Genomic DNA, 16,226 nt, shown 5'->3' with positions numbered 1-16,226 from the left:
ATTTTAAAAGTTTTAGGATAATATGAGGGACTTTCCGGTTATCCATTTGCCGGAAAATCTCTCAAATGTCATGGGGAGGCTTAGAATGAAAAAAGATACGATTGCCGCGATTTCTACGGGAATGACGAATTCAGGCATTGGGATTGTACGTATCAGCGGTCCGGAAGCATTTGAGGTCATAGACAGGATATATAAAGGGAAGGACAGGCTTTTGGAAGCGGAAAGCCATACCATCCACTATGGATATGTAAAAGATAAACAAGAGACGGTAGATGAAGTACTGGTCATGCTGATGCGTGCCCCTCGTACATTTACCGGTGAGGATACAGTAGAAATCAATTGCCACGGCGGAAATTATGTGGTAAAAAGAGTATTGGAAACGGTCGTTAGGAATGGAGCCAGGCCGGCGGAACCAGGGGAGTTTACAAAGCGAGCATTTTTAAACGGCAAGATGGATTTGTCTCAGGCAGAGGCTGTCATAGATGTAATTACATCTAAAAATGAATATGCTCTGAAAAGTTCTATAAGTCAATTAAAAGGAAGCGTTAAAAATAAAATAGAGGACATAAGAAATAAAATAATATACCAAACGGCGTTTATAGAAACCGCTCTGGATGATCCGGAGCACATAGATATTGATGGTTATGGTGAGAAATTAAAATATGTCATTGATGATATTTTAGTGGACATCAGAAAACTGATTGATTCTTCAGACAGCGGCCGCATCATGAAAGAGGGAATACAGACCGTTATTGCAGGCAAGCCCAATGCGGGCAAATCCTCCCTTCTGAACGTCCTGTCCGGCCGGGAAAGAGCCATTGTAACAGATATTGAGGGAACTACCAGGGATGCCCTGGAAGAGCAAATTCAGATGGGCGGGCTGACCCTGAATATGGTAGACACAGCCGGAATCAGGGAGACGGATGACATCATAGAAAAAATGGGTGTGGATAAGGCCAGAGATTATGTGGAAAATGCGGATTTAATTATCTATGTGGCTGACGCATCAAGACCACTGGATAAGAATGACGAAGACATTATTCAGTTGACTGCAGGAAAAAGATGCATCATATTATTAAATAAATCGGATTTAGAGACAGTTATAACGAAAGAAATCCTGCAAAATACAATAGAAAAAGTGTTTAAAAAAGTAGAAAATGCAGGGAATTATTCAAAAGATATCCCTATGATTGACATTTCAGCAAAGGAAGAACAAGGCATCCAGGAATTTGAAGAAATATTAAAAACGATGTTCCTGAAGGGAGAAGTATCCTTTAATGATCAGGTATATATAACGAACATAAGGCAGAAGGCTGCCCTGCAGGATGCCTGTGAAAGTTTGAATAAAGTAATTGAGAGTATTGAGAATCAGATGCCGGAGGACTTTTTCTCTATAGATCTGATGGATGCATATGAATCACTGGGCAGCATAACCGGAGAAACGATAGGAGAAGATTTAGTAAATGAAATATTCAGCAAATTCTGTATGGGAAAATAAAGACGAATATGATATCGCAGTTGTCGGAGCGGGGCACGCGGGATGCGAAGCTGCGCTGGCTGCGGCAAGGCTGGGATTTAAGACAGTTATATTTACGGTGAGTGTGGACAGTATTGCATTGATGCCGTGCAATCCGAATATAGGAGGCAGTTCCAAAGGGCATCTTGTAAGGGAAGTGGATGCACTTGGCGGTGAGATGGGAAAGGTGATTGACCAGACATTTATCCAGTCAAAGATGCTTAACAAGTCAAAGGGGCCGGCTGTTCATTCGCTGCGGGCTCAGGCGGATAAGGCTAATTACAGCAGGACCATGCGCCAGGCGCTTCAAAGTCAGAAGAATCTGGATATCCGCCAGATGGAAGTTACGGACATTCTGGCGGAAGAAGGCAGGGTGACAGGAGTACAGACTTACTCAGGGGCTATATACCGCTGCAGAGCAGTTATACTTTGTACGGGAACTTACCTGAAGGCAAGATGTATTTACGGAGATATAAGTACGTATACAGGGCCAAACGGGCTTCAGGCCGCAAATCATCTGACTGACAGCCTGAAAGACCTGGGAATTAAGATGTATAGATTTAAGACAGGAACACCTGCCAGAATTGATAAAAATTCTGTGGATTTCAGTAAGATGGATGAGCAGAAGGGGGATGAGAGAGTCGTACCTTTTTCGTTTACCACGGATCCCGAGAAGGTACAGATTGAACAGGCATCCTGCTGGCTTACTTACACAAATGAAAAGACACATGAAATTATCAGGGCAAACCTGGACCGTTCGCCGTTGTACTCCGGTATGATTGAGGGTACAGGGCCCAGATATTGCCCGTCCATTGAGGATAAGGTTGTAAAATTTGCGGATAAAAACAGGCATCAGGTGTTCATAGAACCCGAGGGGATTGAGACAAATGAAATGTATGTCGGCGGCATGTCCAGTTCTCTGCCGGAAGATGTTCAGTATGCGATGTACCGCAGCGTGCCCGGATTGGAACATGTTAAGATTGTCAGAAATGCTTATGCAATTGAATATGATTGTATTGATGCAAGACAGCTGAAAAGCACGCTGGAGTTTAAAAATGTGGAGGGCCTTTTCAGCGGAGGACAGTTTAACGGAAGTTCAGGTTATGAAGAAGCGGCGGCCCAGGGACTGGTAGCCGGAATCAATGCGGCAAGAAAACTGCAGGGAAAAGAGGGAATCGTCATCGACCGTTCACAGGGATATATAGGGGTTCTCATAGATGATCTCGTGACAAAAGAGAGCCGCGAGCCTTATCGTATGATGACATCAAGAGCGGAATACCGTCTGCTGCTGAGGCAGGACAATGCCGACCTGCGCCTGACAAAGATTGGTTACGAAGTCGGCCTGGTAGGAGAGGAGCGGTATCAGAGCCTTGTGGAAAAAGAAAAAATGATAGAAGAGGAAATCAAAAGGGTTGAACATACGAATATAGGAACATCAGATGATGTACAGAGTCTTCTGAAGTCTTTCGGGAGCACGCCGCTCACATCAGGAACAACACTGGCAGAGCTGATCCGCCGCCCGGAGCTGTCGTACGAATCATTGGCTTCCATAGACAGACAGAGAAAAGAACTTCCATTTGATGTAGTTGAACAGGTAAATATTAATATTAAATATGACGGATATATCCGCCGCCAGCAGAGGCAGGTGGAACAATTCAAAAAGCTGGAAAGCAAAATCATCCCGGATGATCTGGATTATAATGAAGTCAAGAGTCTGCGGATCGAAGCAAAACAGAAACTAACTGAAATGCGTCCGTCATCCATAGGGCAGGCCTCCAGAATATCAGGAGTATCACCTGCAGATATTTCCGTGCTTTTAGTCTATCTTGAAAGCAGATAAGAAGTATCTGAGAGTTACTGTGCACGCCCGTATGGTGTGAACAGTAACATCTGAGAATGAATGATAATATAAAGATATTTCATTCTCAGGTACAAATTTGAAAGTAAGCGATGGTTTACAAAGTAGTATAGTCATTTACCGGGAGAAAATGTATGGAAAATAAATTTGAAAGTCAGCTGCTTGAGTTGAATATTGAGTTAAGCGAAAAACAAAAACAGCAGTTCCAGAGATATTATGAATTACTGACTGAATGGAACAAAGTCATGAATCTGACAGGGATTACTGAATATGACGAAGTCAATGAGAAACATTTTGTTGACAGCCTCTCTATAGTAAAAGCTATTGATATAGATAACATTAAAACAGTGATAGATATAGGAACCGGAGCAGGTTTTCCAGGTCTTCCTTTAAAAATAGTTTATCCACATCTGCATGTAGTTTTATTGGATTCTTTAAACAAAAGGGTAAAGTTTCTTAACACAGTAATAGAGGAACTGAAACTGGAAGATATAGAGACGCTCCATGGCAGAGCAGAAGACTACGCAAGACAGACGGATTATAGGGAGAAGTTTGATTTGTGCGTATCAAGAGCGGTGGCAAACTTATCAACATTGAGTGAGTACTGTATACCATATATACGGGTGGGGGGTATGTTTGTATCCTATAAATCAGGCAATATAGAAGAGGAATTGCAGGCGTCTCAAAAAGCAGTAAAAATCCTGGGAGGAAAAACAGAAGAAACAGTAAAATTCCAGCTCCCGGGAACAGAAATAGGGAGATCGTTTGTGATGATAAAAAAAATAGAGGCGACCAAAAAAAGATACCCCCGAAAAGCAGGTCTGCCCTCAAAAGAGCCGATTTTGTAGCGGGGAGGTTTTTGGGATGGTAGGGGGACGCCCTTTGTGAGCCGGCAGAGGGAGGATCAAGGATGTGGAAGGGGATTGCGGTGTGGGGAAGGATGGACGCACTGGAGGGAGGTATACCGGTGTTTTCTGATACCGGCCGTTTAGCCTAGTTTCCGTAAGGATAAAATAGAAAAATCTGATGGAACCATCGACATGCAGCCTCAAATCTGATGATTTGAGGCCTTAGTCGCTTCAAACTTTGCTTGGTAAAGCAAAGTTTGTCCATCAGTTTTTTTATTTTATCCTAACGGAAACACGGCACACTTAGAGGCATCAGAAAACACCGGTATACCTCCCTCCAGTGTGTCCATCCTTCCCCACACCGCAATCCCCTTCCACATCCTCGATCCTCCCCCTGCCGGCTCACAAAGGGCTATGCGCTACCTCCGGGAAAAACATGCTGCGAAAATCGGTGGGAGTGTGGATAAGTATGAAGATTTTGGGAGGAGAAGGGAATAATTAATTTGAAATTTAAGATTATAAGTAAGACGGAAGATGACTGCTTTCGTAACCAAACGGATACCATCTGATTGGATGAACCAAGTTTCTGAGGAGGGGAATAGGGGCTGGTTGGATGCGTCTTTTGTGGGATTACTGGCGCTTTATCAAAAAAGACTCTGACATGCGGACTTTCACCAGGACCACAAGTCCTGGTGAAAAGCGGACCCGCAGCGAGTATGCATCGGCATACTCGTGAGTGTCCGCGGTGTCCGTCATGTCAGAGTCTTTTTTGATATAGCGCCAGTTATCCCACAATTCCGTATCCAACCAGCCCCTATTCCCCTCCTCAGAAACGACCCCCTCTTCATCCAACTCAGATATCCCCCTCGATATCAAATAGGATGCGGATTTGGTCTATGAATTCTTTTGGAGATTCCATCTGCGGCAAGTGTTTTGTTTTGTCTATCCCGATAATCTCAATAGATGGCAGTTGGTTCTGATATTGATTTGCTGTGAGCCCGTTTTCAGGGTTGGCATTTCCTACTATGATGAATATGCTGTTGGTAAGGCCTTTGAGGCAGTGCATTACGTTTGCATTTGTAAAACGGGATTTCATGCTTGCGTATAAATATTTTGAGCGGGTATTGGATTTGTGCGAAGACTCGAAGCAGGTCATGATACTTCTTTCTTCGATTTTATTTTGATCGTAGTAATATTGTGACCGGAAACTGTCTTCGATGGTTCTTTTGTTAATAAGCATATTATAAGCAAATGTTCCTATGATAGGTGTACTTATAAAGTGGCGCAGTAATTTCGTGCGTTTTGTTGGTATCTTTGCCAGTGTAACCAGGTTTTGCGGATTGACCAGCATGACTTTGTCTATGACTGTGTTGTCATTTGCACATGCCATTAAGACAAAGGTTCCGGATTCACCGGTTGCTATTACATCTGTCTTACTGCAGATAATGTGCTTGATAAAGTCAGTGACCAATTGTACGTATAAATAATTGGTATATGTAAGATTTGGCTTGTCCGAGCGGCCGCATCCCAGCAGATCAATGGTGTAGACTGTGTTTGTCTGAGATAGTGTTTCAACAATTTTATTCCATTCATAGGATGAACTAATAACGTTCAGATCATGAATTAATAAAATTGGAGAACCGCTTCCTTGTTTAGTGTAGAATATACGACCGAATCTCCAATCATAATATTTTTCATCTTTATGGTATAATAGGTTATCTATTGTGGAAATGTAATAAACCAGTCTATTGACAACATGCATCATCCCGGCAGCGGTGCCTCCAAGAAGGGCGCATGTTGTGAACTTTTTCTTCCAACTCACCATGTTTCACCTCTTTCTGAATTTCTACTTATCATTATACTACACTGGAGGGGGCATGTAAATTTATTTGGGTAAATTTGAAAAATTTATATTTGAAAAATTTATATTTGAAACTTTAAATGGGACGCCAGAATGGAACGGTGCGCCAGCTGCATCGCAGGAAACTTACGTGTCCATTTCTGAAGCGGTCCGTTTGCCAAGACTTACTAGATAAAAAGTACATCGGATTGGAAGGCACCGGCGGCATTCACCACGCAATTCTGATGAATTGCGCGGCTCAGGCCGCCTTAAAATCTGCTTTGGTGAGCAGATTTTATCCTTCCAATCCGATGTACTTTTCATCAAGTAAGTCTATGGCGCACTCTATGCTTCCAGAAATGGACACGTAAGTTTCCATCGATGCAGCTGGCGCACCGTTCCATTCTGGCTGGTTCATCAAATCGGTAGATAAATTTAGTTGTGTGAGTTTTACGAGGGAGGCGGATGGTGATAGGTTAAATAGTAAGGATATAAGACGCTTTAGAAAAAAAGATTGGTTTAGAAATGAAGGGAGGAGTAGTTTTTTGATGGATTGTAAGACTAAAAAAATGTGAGGGTATTAGATAATGTTTAATACTTTATTGGAATAGATAATTAGTTTACGCTATTTAAATGTAAATTTTGAGTTTAGGTATTTACACTGGTTAGATGTTTCACGTGAAACATTTATGCTGTTATCTACTATTTTATTTTAAGCTAAAGCTTTGCTGCGGATTCGTTTATAGAACATGAATTAGGGTATTCCTTTAAGTTATGCTTTATGTTAGAACTCGGTTGCAAATGCGTCCATAGGAATAGGGGGTACAGGGTACCCCTTGGTTATATCTTATTTTGCAGCTGATTTACAGAAACCTTTTTGAGTCATAACTTAAGATATGATTTTGTGGAATGATATAGCTTGTTTTTTGCTATACTACAGATTTACTTAGAAGGTACGAATTGTGGTATGACTTTTTGAATTTGATACAGTTTTTTTGTTTTATTGACATTGATAATATTAAATTTTCATTTTTATTAAAAATTCTATGTTTCACGTGAAACATTATATAGATATGCGGAGAAAAAAGTGATATAATAGTGAAGTGTTCAATGAAAGGAGTACTAATATGGGAAGAATTATAGCAATTGCAAACCAAAAGGGTGGTGTGGGTAAGACTACAACGGCTATTAATCTATCATCTTCACTTGCTGGACTGGGACAAAAGGTGCTGGCTCTGGATATGGATCCGCAAGGGAATATGACGAGTGGGCTTAGTGTGAATAAAAATGAAGTTGAAAACACTGTATATGATTTGATTATCGGTGGCGCCGGAATTGAGGAATGTATTTGCAGAGAAGTTTTTGATAATCTTGATGTTCTTCCATCTAATATAGACTTGTCAGCAGCGGAAATTGAATTGATTGGTGTTGATAACAAGGAATATATTATTAAAAATGAAATTGAAAAGGTTAAGGATAATTATGATTTTGTGATTATTGATTGTCCACCTGCATTGAGCATGCTTACCATTAATGCCATGACAACGGCCGATTCAGTACTTGTGCCTATTCAGTGCGAATATTATGCACTGGAAGGGTTGAGCCAATTGGTACATACGATTGAACTGGTACAGGAAAGGCTGAATCCATCACTGGAAATAGAAGGTGTTGTATTTACTATGTATGATGCCAGAACTAATCTTTCTTTACAGGTAGTCGAGAATGTGAAAGATAACTTAGATCAGAATATTTACAAGACTATAATACCGAGGAATATCCGTTTGGCAGAAGCACCCAGCTACGGGATGCCTATTAATTTATATGATCCAAAGTCTGCAGGAGCAGAGAGTTATATGATGTTAGCAGAAGAAGTGATTAATAAAGGAGAGGAATAAGAATGGCAGTAAAAAGAAATGGACTCGGAAAAGGTTTGGACAGTCTGATTCCCGATAGAAGTGATAAGACCGTAAAAAAGCCTGTAAAGCAAGAAAACGTAACACAGCCAGAAAAGCAGGAAGTAGTAAATGAATCTGGCGAAATGTTGGTGAAAATTAATCAAGTAGAACCAAACAGGGAGCAGCCTCGAAAAGATTTTGATGAAGATGCTCTTCTTGAACTTGCGGACTCTATAAAGCAATTCGGCGTTTTACAGCCTTTGGTTGTACAGAAAAAAAAGGATTATTATGAAATTATTGCAGGTGAGAGAAGATGGCGGGCAGCAAAACTTGCGGGCTTAAAGGAAATACCTGTGATTATAAAAAATTATACTGACCAGGAAATCGTTGAAATATCTTTGATTGAGAATATTCAGAGAGAAAACCTGAATCCTATTGAGGAGGCAATGGCCTATAAACGTTTGCTGGAAGAATTCAGCCTGAAACAGGATGAAGTTGCAGAAAGGGTATCAAAGAGCCGAACTGCGGTAACAAACTCTATGCGTCTTTTAAAACTGAGTGAAAAAGTACAGAGAATGATTGTGGACGACATGATTACTACAGGACATGCCAGGGCTCTGCTTGCTATAGACGATGAAGAACAGCAGTATGTACTTGCAAATAAGATATTCGACGAGAAATTAAGTGTCCGGGAGACCGAAAAACTGGTTAAGGCCTTGAAAAATCCTAAAAAAGAACAAAAAATTGAAAAGGTTGAACACACATTTATCTATGATAATCTGGAAGAAAAGATGAAAAATATCATTGGTACAAAGGTAAATGTGAGTCCAAAAGCGAATGGAAAAGGAAAAATTGAGATTGAGTATTATTCGGAAGATGAACTCGAACGTATATTCGATTTAATTATGTCTATAAGAAACGAATAAGATGTAATAACTTAAAATACATACTATTGTGCCGCTTATCATAATATGGGGAAATGTCAGCATAATAAACAGTGATGGCAATAGATTGGTAAATTTGGCGGTAAAAGGGGATACATAATTTAATAAGGAGGAAGTGGGTATGGAAAATACTATTTTAGGTAATATTGGACTAGATCCTGTGTATTTGATTATACTTTTGTTTTTGATACAGGTTCTGTTATTTGTAATGTTAATCAGTGTAAATATGAAGTACAATAGGCTAAAAACCAGTTATTCTTCGTTTATGAAGGGAAAAGATGGAAAGAATCTAGAAGAGAGTATGCTTACAAGATTTTCGGAGCTTGATGAAATTTCAGAAATCGCAAAAAAAAATCAAATGGATATACAGGATATTTATAAAAAAATGAAGCTCCATTATCAGAAAATTGGCATTGTAAAATACGATGCTTTCCATGAAATGGGGGGGAATCTAAGTTTTGCACTGACTATGCTGGATGAAAATGATAATGGATGGATATTAAATGCAATGCACAGCAGGGAAGGCTGTTATACTTATATTAAAGAAGTTGTAAAAGGACAGAGCTATATTGAGCTGGCAGAGGAAGAATCAGAGTCACTGGAAAGAGCTATATTCCAGGAAGCATATGATTTAAATAAAAGATAGAGAGGAAAAGAGGAGAGATACTATGTTGGATATTAAATTTGTAAGAAATAACCCTGATGCTGTAAAACAAAATATTAAGAATAAATTCCAGGATGAAAAATTGCCTTTGGTAGATGAAGTTTTAGAACTGGATCAAAAAAACCGGGATATTAAGCAGGAAGTGGAGGCATTAAGAGCCGAAAAGAATAAAATTTCAAAAGAGATCGGTGCTCTGATGGCACAGGGAAAGAAAGAGGAAGCATCAGTCCTTAAACAGAAAGTAGCAGAAAATGCAGACAGAATGGAAGCACTCTCTGCAGAAGAAAAAGAAGTAGAAGAAAATATCAGGAAGATCATGATGATTATTCCAAACATAATTGATCCATCCGTACCAATTGGAAAAGACGACAGTGAGAATGTAGAGGTTGAGAGATACGGAGAGCCATTTGTGCCAGACTTCGAAATACCTTACCATACAGAAATTATGGAACGTTTTAACGGCATAGACCTGGACAGCGCAAGGCGTGTTGCCGGGAATGGATTTTATTATCTGATGGGAGACATTGCACGTCTTCATTCTTCCGTGATTTCCTATGCAAGAGACTTTATGATCGACAGGGGATTCACCTACTGTGTGCCTCCTTTTATGATTCGCAGTAATGTCGTGACAGGCGTTATGAGCTTTGCAGAGATGGATGCCATGATGTACAAGATCGAGGGCGAAGACCTCTATCTGATTGGGACAAGCGAGCACTCCATGATCGGAAAATTCATCGACACACAGCTGCAGGAAGCAGAGCTTCCGCAGACACTGACAAGTTACTCCCCATGTTTCAGAAAAGAAAAAGGGGCACACGGAATTGAAGAGCGCGGTGTATATCGTATACATCAATTTGAAAAACAGGAAATGATTGTTGTATGCAAACCGGAAGACAGTATGGAATGGTATGATAAGCTATGGCAGAATACGGTAGATTTATTCCGATCTCTGGATGTGCCGGTGCGTACTCTGGAGTGCTGTTCAGGAGACCTTGCTGACTTGAAAGTGAAATCCGTGGATGTAGAAGCATGGTCCCCGCGGCAGAAAAAATATTTTGAAGTAGGAAGCTGCTCTAATTTGGGCGATGCACAGGCCAGAAGGCTGGGAATACGTGTAAAAGGTGATAAGACAAAATACTTTGCACATACACTGAATAATACGGTAGCAGCTCCGCCAAGAATGCTGATTGCATTTCTGGAAAATAACCTCCAGGCAGACGGCTCCGTAAAAATACCGGAGGCGCTCCGCCCATATATGGGAGGGAATGCAGTGATAACTCCGAAAAATTAACGGATTCATGAATATATATTAGAAAATAGTATTAAGATAATATAGTACTATAATTTGGAGAATATTATGCATCAATATCTGAAAGCAATTGGATTTAACAACCTGAAGACAAAGAAAGATATAAAAGAACTGTTGAATCAGGTAGAAACTACTTTTACACATCAGACAATCGTATCTTATCAGAATTGGGCAGATTACTGTGAATTTCAGAAGGAATACGGACAAAATGTGGGAATAACTTTGTGCGGTGAACTGGATGAATTTGAAAATTTCGATGCAGATTATTATTTTCCATATTTTGAGGGGAGCGGTGTAACCACATACGCTGATGTTATTGTAGAAAAAAGAATCGAGAAGGAAGAGTATGTGGGAATATGTGAGGATCCGAAAGTCGGTATCAGCCTTATTTTCCATCTGCAGAATGGAATCGAGTATATGAGGGAGCGCCAGCTTGGCATTGCAACCGAGCTGGCAGTCTCAGTTACTTTTTCGGGGCTGGCTCTGTCCGGGAAGATCCTGTTTCCGGTAAAAAAGAGTGAGGATCAGGTGAAAAATGAAAAAGAGGCGTCAGATAACAGAAAAGTGCTGCTTAATGCAGCCAGAAGCGGCGACCAGACGGCAATAGAAACTCTTACTCTGGATGATATCGATACATATTCCAAGGTATCCCGCAGGCTGATTCATGAAGATATATTTACCATAGTAGATACATATTTCATGCCTTATGGTGTGGAATGTGATTTGTACTCTATAATGGGAGAGATACTCGCTGTCAGAAAGCGGGAAAATACTCTTACAAAAGAGCCGCTGTATCAGATGAAACTGGATGTAAACGAACTGCAGTTCGATGTATGCGTACCGGCAAAGGAAGTTATGGGTGAGCTTGAGATTGGAAGAAGATTTAAGGGTACAATCTGGCTGCAGGGATATATCAATTTCTAAGTATGCGGCCGATATTACCCCGGATGAAGGTTAGAAAAAATATAAAAATATTTGGGAAATAAGTTGAGTATTTTTAAAATTTATGTTATATTATAAATTGTGTTTTGACACTTATTTTATATTGTGGATAAATTCATAACAGAATTGCAAAGTAGTAGTATATGTATTTCCATATGCCTATTGGGGAAAATATGATATAATGCTACTAATTAGTAAAGGACAATAACTTGAATTAAATATAGATTATGGAATGTTTCTGTAGCTCAGCAGGATAGAGCGTCCGCCTCCTAAGCGGAAGGCCAGCGGTTCGAATCCGCTCAGGAACGCCAACAACCCCGCCGAAAGCCCTGTAAAAACAAGGTTTTCGGCGTTCCTTATTTTATAAGAAAAATTGAACTTATCATAATTTGCGATTAGCAGGAGCGCCTTTTGCTAATCAATCCTTCCCAAAACGGTTGCCGAGATGCTTCAGAAACTGTTTGAGAAAAATCGAAAACCTCAAGGAGCCGTTCGGAGAGAAATCTACAGACTACAATCTGGAATTTACTTCTTCCTGCGACAGACCGATAGAAGGGCAGAATATCAATTGGGTGCTAAAAAACTGATTGATAATTATTTACCGCTTGTTGTGTTTCACAGTTTCCGCCATTCCAGTATCACTTATAAGCTGAAATTAAATGGTGGAGACATGAAGTCTGTACAGGAGAAGTAGAAAAGATTGCCCCTCTTCTTTATGGATTTGTGTGGTGAAAAGTCTGCTGCATGGTATAATGGATTTGTTGAGAAAAGCGTTTAAGGTCACAGGCTGTTACCTTAAAGCAGATTATACATAGAACTTGAAATGCCAATTTGGCATTTCAAGTTTAGGAGGATATAATGGCAACACAAGAGAAAAAAGAAGTTTTGTCACAAAATGAGGTAGAAGTACCTATGGTAGAAATTGGGCAGCCTGGTATTGAAAAATTGATATATGTAATTCGTGATAAACAGGTCATGGTAGACAGTGATTTAGCCATACTTTATCAGGTTGAAACAGGAGCATTGAACAGAGCTGTAAAAAGAAATATAAAGAGATTTCCAGAAGATTTTAGATTTCAGCTTACCGTGGAGGAATATGAAAATTTGAAATGTCAATCTGGTATTTCAAGCATGAGAGAAAGTGGATATGGTGGACGAAAAACTTTACCTTATGTCTTTACCGAACAGGGAATATCCATGCTTGCCAGTGTACTTCATAGTGAAGTTGCCGTAAATGTAAGTATCGGTATTATGAGGGCTTTTGTAGAGATGCGTCGTTTTATTGCTAACAATGCCTTGCTCTTTGAGCGTATCAGCAATGTAGAGTTAAAGCAGTTGGAATACCAGAAGCAGACCGATGAAAAATTAGAGCAGATATTTGAGTACATATCCGAACATGAAGAAGCCAGTCAAAGTTCTTGACAGGGAAACCGCTTACCATGTGGGAGCATCCTTAAAGGATGCAGGCAAAAAATGTTTTGGTATTAACCTCATTCAAGATGCGGGGATTATCAAAGATATATTGCAGCGGTTAGAACTGGAAACGGAAGAATGATGATGAATCAAATAATATTGACTTAGGTACAACTCCTTTCTGGTGGATGTGGTCGCTATACTTACGGACAGCATTGGCCCGAAACAATATATCAAAAAAATGAGAAGTCGTGATCTAGAGCTTAACAGCAACTGGGGTACAATTTGTACTCCAGTTGAAATGATTGCAGTAGACGGAAAAAAAGAAAAATACAAGCGGCTACTATAAAAGGAGTATTAAGACTTATTCAGTCATCCTGTCTGTTTATTGCTGTTAACCGAGGAAGACAGCCTGTCTTTTATACGGGAAGAGTAAATAAGGTACGGTTCCAGAAGAAGATACGTGGGGGCTAAGAAATTTATCTTTTAGGGAGGAAAGCCGGTTATGGGGATATTTCAGAAAAAAAGTCCTTTTGAAAAAGAATGGGACAAACTGGAGCGGAAAGAATCAGTTTTTTTAAAAGGACGTCAGGAAAAGAAAGATACTCTTCTGAATCAAAAACTGGCGGAGAAAGTTCCAGAAAAATTGCAGCACACTCTGGATATAGCTTTTGCCAAAGCATTTATGCTGATTTTTGAAAAAGGAACGGCAGCGATTGAAAAGACATATAAAAAAGAGGATTTAGAAAAGGCCTACAAAGTCAATCAATATGCGGATGAAGTACGGCAGAACCGCAGTTCCCTGCGTGCTTTTTCCAGAAAAGCGGACTTTGTGGGGGCGAAGAATTTAGTGATCTCCGGGGTTTCCGGGATAGGACTTGGAGCTTTGGGAATCGGCCTGCCTGACATTCCTCTCTTTACGGGCCTGATATTAAAGAACATTTACGAGACTGCAATCAGTTACGGTTACGATTATGACTCTGAAGAGGAACGATATTTTATACTGCTGCTGATTCAGGGAGCCGTTTCTTATGGTGAGATGATGCACGAACTGGACTGCAGGGTGAATGCATATATTGAAAAAGAGCAGCTGCCGGAAGATTACAGCAGGGAAATGGAAATTGAAGAGACTGCAGGATTATTATCAAAAGAACTACTGTATATGAAGTTTCTGCAGGGAATCCCAATTGTGGGAGTTGTAGGCGGCGCCTATGATGTAGTCTACATGAAGCGGGTATCTTCTTATGCCAACTTGAAATATTGGAGGCGGTTTCTGACCCGAAAAAATAAAATTGAGGGTAAATAAAAAGAAAATTGTTTATGACAGACGAGAGAAAAGAATATGTTACGATTCACGGCCTTTGAGCCGTGCAAAGTAGCAAGAATATGGCAGAGCTGACCAGAAAAGGATGGAAATGCTTGGCGCTGGGGATGTGATCATGTATAATTTTCACAGGAGGAAACAATATGTCAGCGCAGACTTATGGATATATCCGGGTATCGTCTAAAGATCAGAATGAGCAGCGCCAGGTAATTGCTATGAATGAGTTTGGTATCCCGGATTCAAAAATCTATATGGATAAACAATCGGGCAAGGATTTTAACCGCCCTCAATATAAACGTCTTATTCGTAAACTTAGGACGGGAGATACTCTTGTTGTCAAGAGCATAGACAGACTCGGAAGGAATTATGATGAGATACTTGAGCAATGGCGGATTATCACAAAAAAGATGCATGTAGGAATCGTGGTAATGGATATGCCTCTACTGGATACCAGGCACGAAAATGACCTGACAGGGACGCTTATTTCAGATATAGTTCTGCAGCTATTGAGTTATGTGGCACAGACAGAGCGGGAAAATATAAGAAAACGGCAGAGGGAAGGAATTGCAGCGGCTAAAGCCCGGGGCGTACATATGGGAAGGCCGCAGATTAAGATTCCGGAAGAATTTTATAGTTTGAAAGAGCGTTATATACATGGGGAGATAACCTGTCGTCAGGCTGCGGGAAATTTAGGGGTATCTGCCACAACATTCCTCAGATGGACGAAAAACAGTGGTTAACTATAAATATAAATCAATAAATAACATATGCATCAAATAGTGATACTTCCTTGCTTATTAGTAAAAAGTATAGTATGATTTATTAAAAAAAATGCGTTGTAAAAAAAGGTACACCTTTAGTTACTTATAAAAAAACACACTTTTTAGGCTATCCCAACGGACGGCCTTTTTTTAATTGGGTGTTTTTTCCAAATTAATGTTGTAACTAAAGGTGTACCTTTCGTAACTTGTATGTAAACAGATAAAGTCGTGAGGGGGGATATGTGTGCAAATTGATCATTCAGGAATTATAAAAGGTGCTGAACATGCGGCGGGTTACGCAGAAGATCTAAGAATTGTTGCGATTGATAATGATCCCATATCGCTCAAACAGATCGGAGACTTAATAACGCAGATGGATGGAGTAAAGTATCAAAGAGGGTTTATGGATGTTTTGGATGGGATTGCCTACATAAAAGAGCAGAGAGTGGATTTAGTCTTTATAGCAATATCGATGTACAGTGACCAGGGGATTATAGTGGCGCGTCAGCTAGAAGAAATGAATCCGCCGCCCGCCATTGCTTTTGTAACGTGGAGGCGTGATTATTCCTATGACGCATGGAGAACGAATGCGGTGGACTATATTCTGAAGCCAGTCAAAATAGAGGATTTGGTGCGTACGGTCGGGAGGGCAAGATATTATAAACTGTTTAAAGAGATAGAAGAAAGAAAAAATGTCTCCAAAAAACAGATTGTAATGAAATGCTTCCCATCCTTTGATGTTTTTGTAGACGGAGAGATTGTGGAATTCACTTATGCGAAAGTAAAAGAGTTATTAGCATTTCTTGTGTACCAACAGGGAAACTGGTGTACTATAGTGCAAACAGCCACTTTCTGCGGCCAGCAGGGCCGCATTTCCCGGCCAGTCAGGGCCATATTAAACGGCCAGTTTTA

At 40.3% G+C, this 16,226-nt stretch carries 14 protein-coding genes, 1 tRNA gene and 1 pseudogene; 14 read left to right on the top strand and 2 right to left on the bottom strand.

The features are described 5' to 3' along the window. The first annotated feature begins 85 nt into the window (after window positions 1-85). From mnmE to rsmG, 3 genes are all read left to right on the top strand, one after another. On the top strand, window positions 86-1,498 hold the full coding sequence (gene mnmE, locus GKG43_RS17395) for a tRNA uridine-5-carboxymethylaminomethyl(34) synthesis GTPase MnmE (RefSeq protein ID WP_129879475.1): 1,413 nt from the start codon (window positions 86-88) through the stop codon (window positions 1,496-1,498). After that, complete coding sequence (mnmG, locus tag GKG43_RS17390; protein ID WP_129879473.1) at window positions 1,464-3,356, top strand: tRNA uridine-5-carboxymethylaminomethyl(34) synthesis enzyme MnmG; 1,893 nt, start codon at window positions 1,464-1,466, stop codon at window positions 3,354-3,356. The genes mnmE and mnmG overlap by 35 nt, the downstream gene beginning before the upstream one ends. A 152-nt stretch (window positions 3,357-3,508) precedes the next feature. After that, entirely contained in the window at window positions 3,509-4,222 is a 714-nt protein-coding gene (rsmG, locus tag GKG43_RS17385; RefSeq protein WP_129879471.1) for a 16S rRNA (guanine(527)-N(7))-methyltransferase RsmG, read from the top strand. A 630-nt stretch (window positions 4,223-4,852) separates the two neighbouring features. On the opposite strand, the gene GKG43_RS17380 is transcribed toward rsmG, so the two are convergent. Next, a complete protein-coding gene (locus GKG43_RS17380; RefSeq protein WP_154253356.1) occupies window positions 4,853-5,029 on the bottom strand; it encodes a hypothetical protein in 177 nt (58 codons plus the stop codon). 46 nt (window positions 5,030-5,075) lie between these two features. Next, complete coding sequence (locus tag GKG43_RS17375) at window positions 5,076-6,047, bottom strand: alpha/beta fold hydrolase (protein WP_243143839.1); 972 nt, start codon at window positions 6,045-6,047, stop codon at window positions 5,076-5,078. Window positions 6,048-7,189: 1,142 nt separating this feature from the next. Here GKG43_RS17375 and GKG43_RS17370 point away from each other — a divergent pair. The 11 genes and pseudogenes from GKG43_RS17370 to GKG43_RS17320 form a co-directional block, all read left to right on the top strand. After that, window positions 7,190-7,957 carry an AAA family ATPase gene (locus GKG43_RS17370; RefSeq protein WP_129879469.1) on the top strand — a complete coding sequence of 256 codons (768 nt, stop codon included), beginning with the start codon at window positions 7,190-7,192 and terminating at the stop codon, window positions 7,955-7,957. 2 nt (window positions 7,958-7,959) lie between these two features. Continuing rightward, a complete protein-coding gene (locus GKG43_RS17365; RefSeq protein ID WP_129879467.1) occupies window positions 7,960-8,883 on the top strand; it encodes a ParB/RepB/Spo0J family partition protein in 924 nt (307 codons plus the stop codon). A gap of 139 nt (window positions 8,884-9,022) precedes the next feature. Continuing rightward, window positions 9,023-9,547: a DUF4446 family protein gene (locus GKG43_RS17360; protein WP_129879465.1), complete on the top strand. Its 525-nt coding sequence runs from the start codon at window positions 9,023-9,025 to the stop codon at window positions 9,545-9,547. Window positions 9,548-9,569: 22 nt separating this feature from the next. Then, on the top strand, window positions 9,570-10,856 hold the full coding sequence (serS, locus tag GKG43_RS17355) for a serine--tRNA ligase (protein WP_050639204.1): 1,287 nt from the start codon (window positions 9,570-9,572) through the stop codon (window positions 10,854-10,856). A gap of 66 nt (window positions 10,857-10,922) precedes the next feature. Further along, complete coding sequence (locus tag GKG43_RS17350; RefSeq protein WP_129879463.1) at window positions 10,923-11,798, top strand: DUF3881 family protein; 876 nt, start codon at window positions 10,923-10,925, stop codon at window positions 11,796-11,798. Between the two features lie 252 nt (window positions 11,799-12,050). After that, window positions 12,051-12,127, top strand: a tRNA-Arg gene (locus GKG43_RS17345). 113 nt (window positions 12,128-12,240) lie between these two features. Next, window positions 12,241-12,501, top strand: a pseudogene (locus GKG43_RS23425) (site-specific integrase); the annotation flags it as partial. 173 nt (window positions 12,502-12,674) lie between these two features. Continuing rightward, window positions 12,675-13,238: an ORF6N domain-containing protein gene (locus tag GKG43_RS17335; protein ID WP_347562096.1), complete on the top strand. Its 564-nt coding sequence runs from the start codon at window positions 12,675-12,677 to the stop codon at window positions 13,236-13,238. A 496-nt stretch (window positions 13,239-13,734) separates the two neighbouring features. Continuing rightward, window positions 13,735-14,535 (top strand): EcsC family protein, encoded by an 801-nt coding sequence (locus GKG43_RS17330; protein WP_050639199.1) that lies wholly within the window; start codon window positions 13,735-13,737, stop codon window positions 14,533-14,535. 161 nt (window positions 14,536-14,696) lie between these two features. After that, complete coding sequence (locus GKG43_RS17325; RefSeq protein WP_050639198.1) at window positions 14,697-15,293, top strand: recombinase family protein; 597 nt, start codon at window positions 14,697-14,699, stop codon at window positions 15,291-15,293. 265 nt (window positions 15,294-15,558) lie between these two features. After that, the coding region (locus GKG43_RS17320; protein WP_129879461.1) for a response regulator at window positions 15,559-16,226 on the top strand (668 nt) is incomplete at its 3' end.

It is taken from the genome of Eubacterium sp. BIOML-A2 (genome assembly GCF_009680135.1).
In the GTDB taxonomy this organism is placed as follows: Bacteria; Bacillota; Clostridia; order Lachnospirales; family Lachnospiraceae; genus Faecalicatena; species Faecalicatena contortus_B.
Note: the sequence above shows the minus strand (reverse complement) of the source record. Positions and strands in the feature narration are given on the sequence as shown.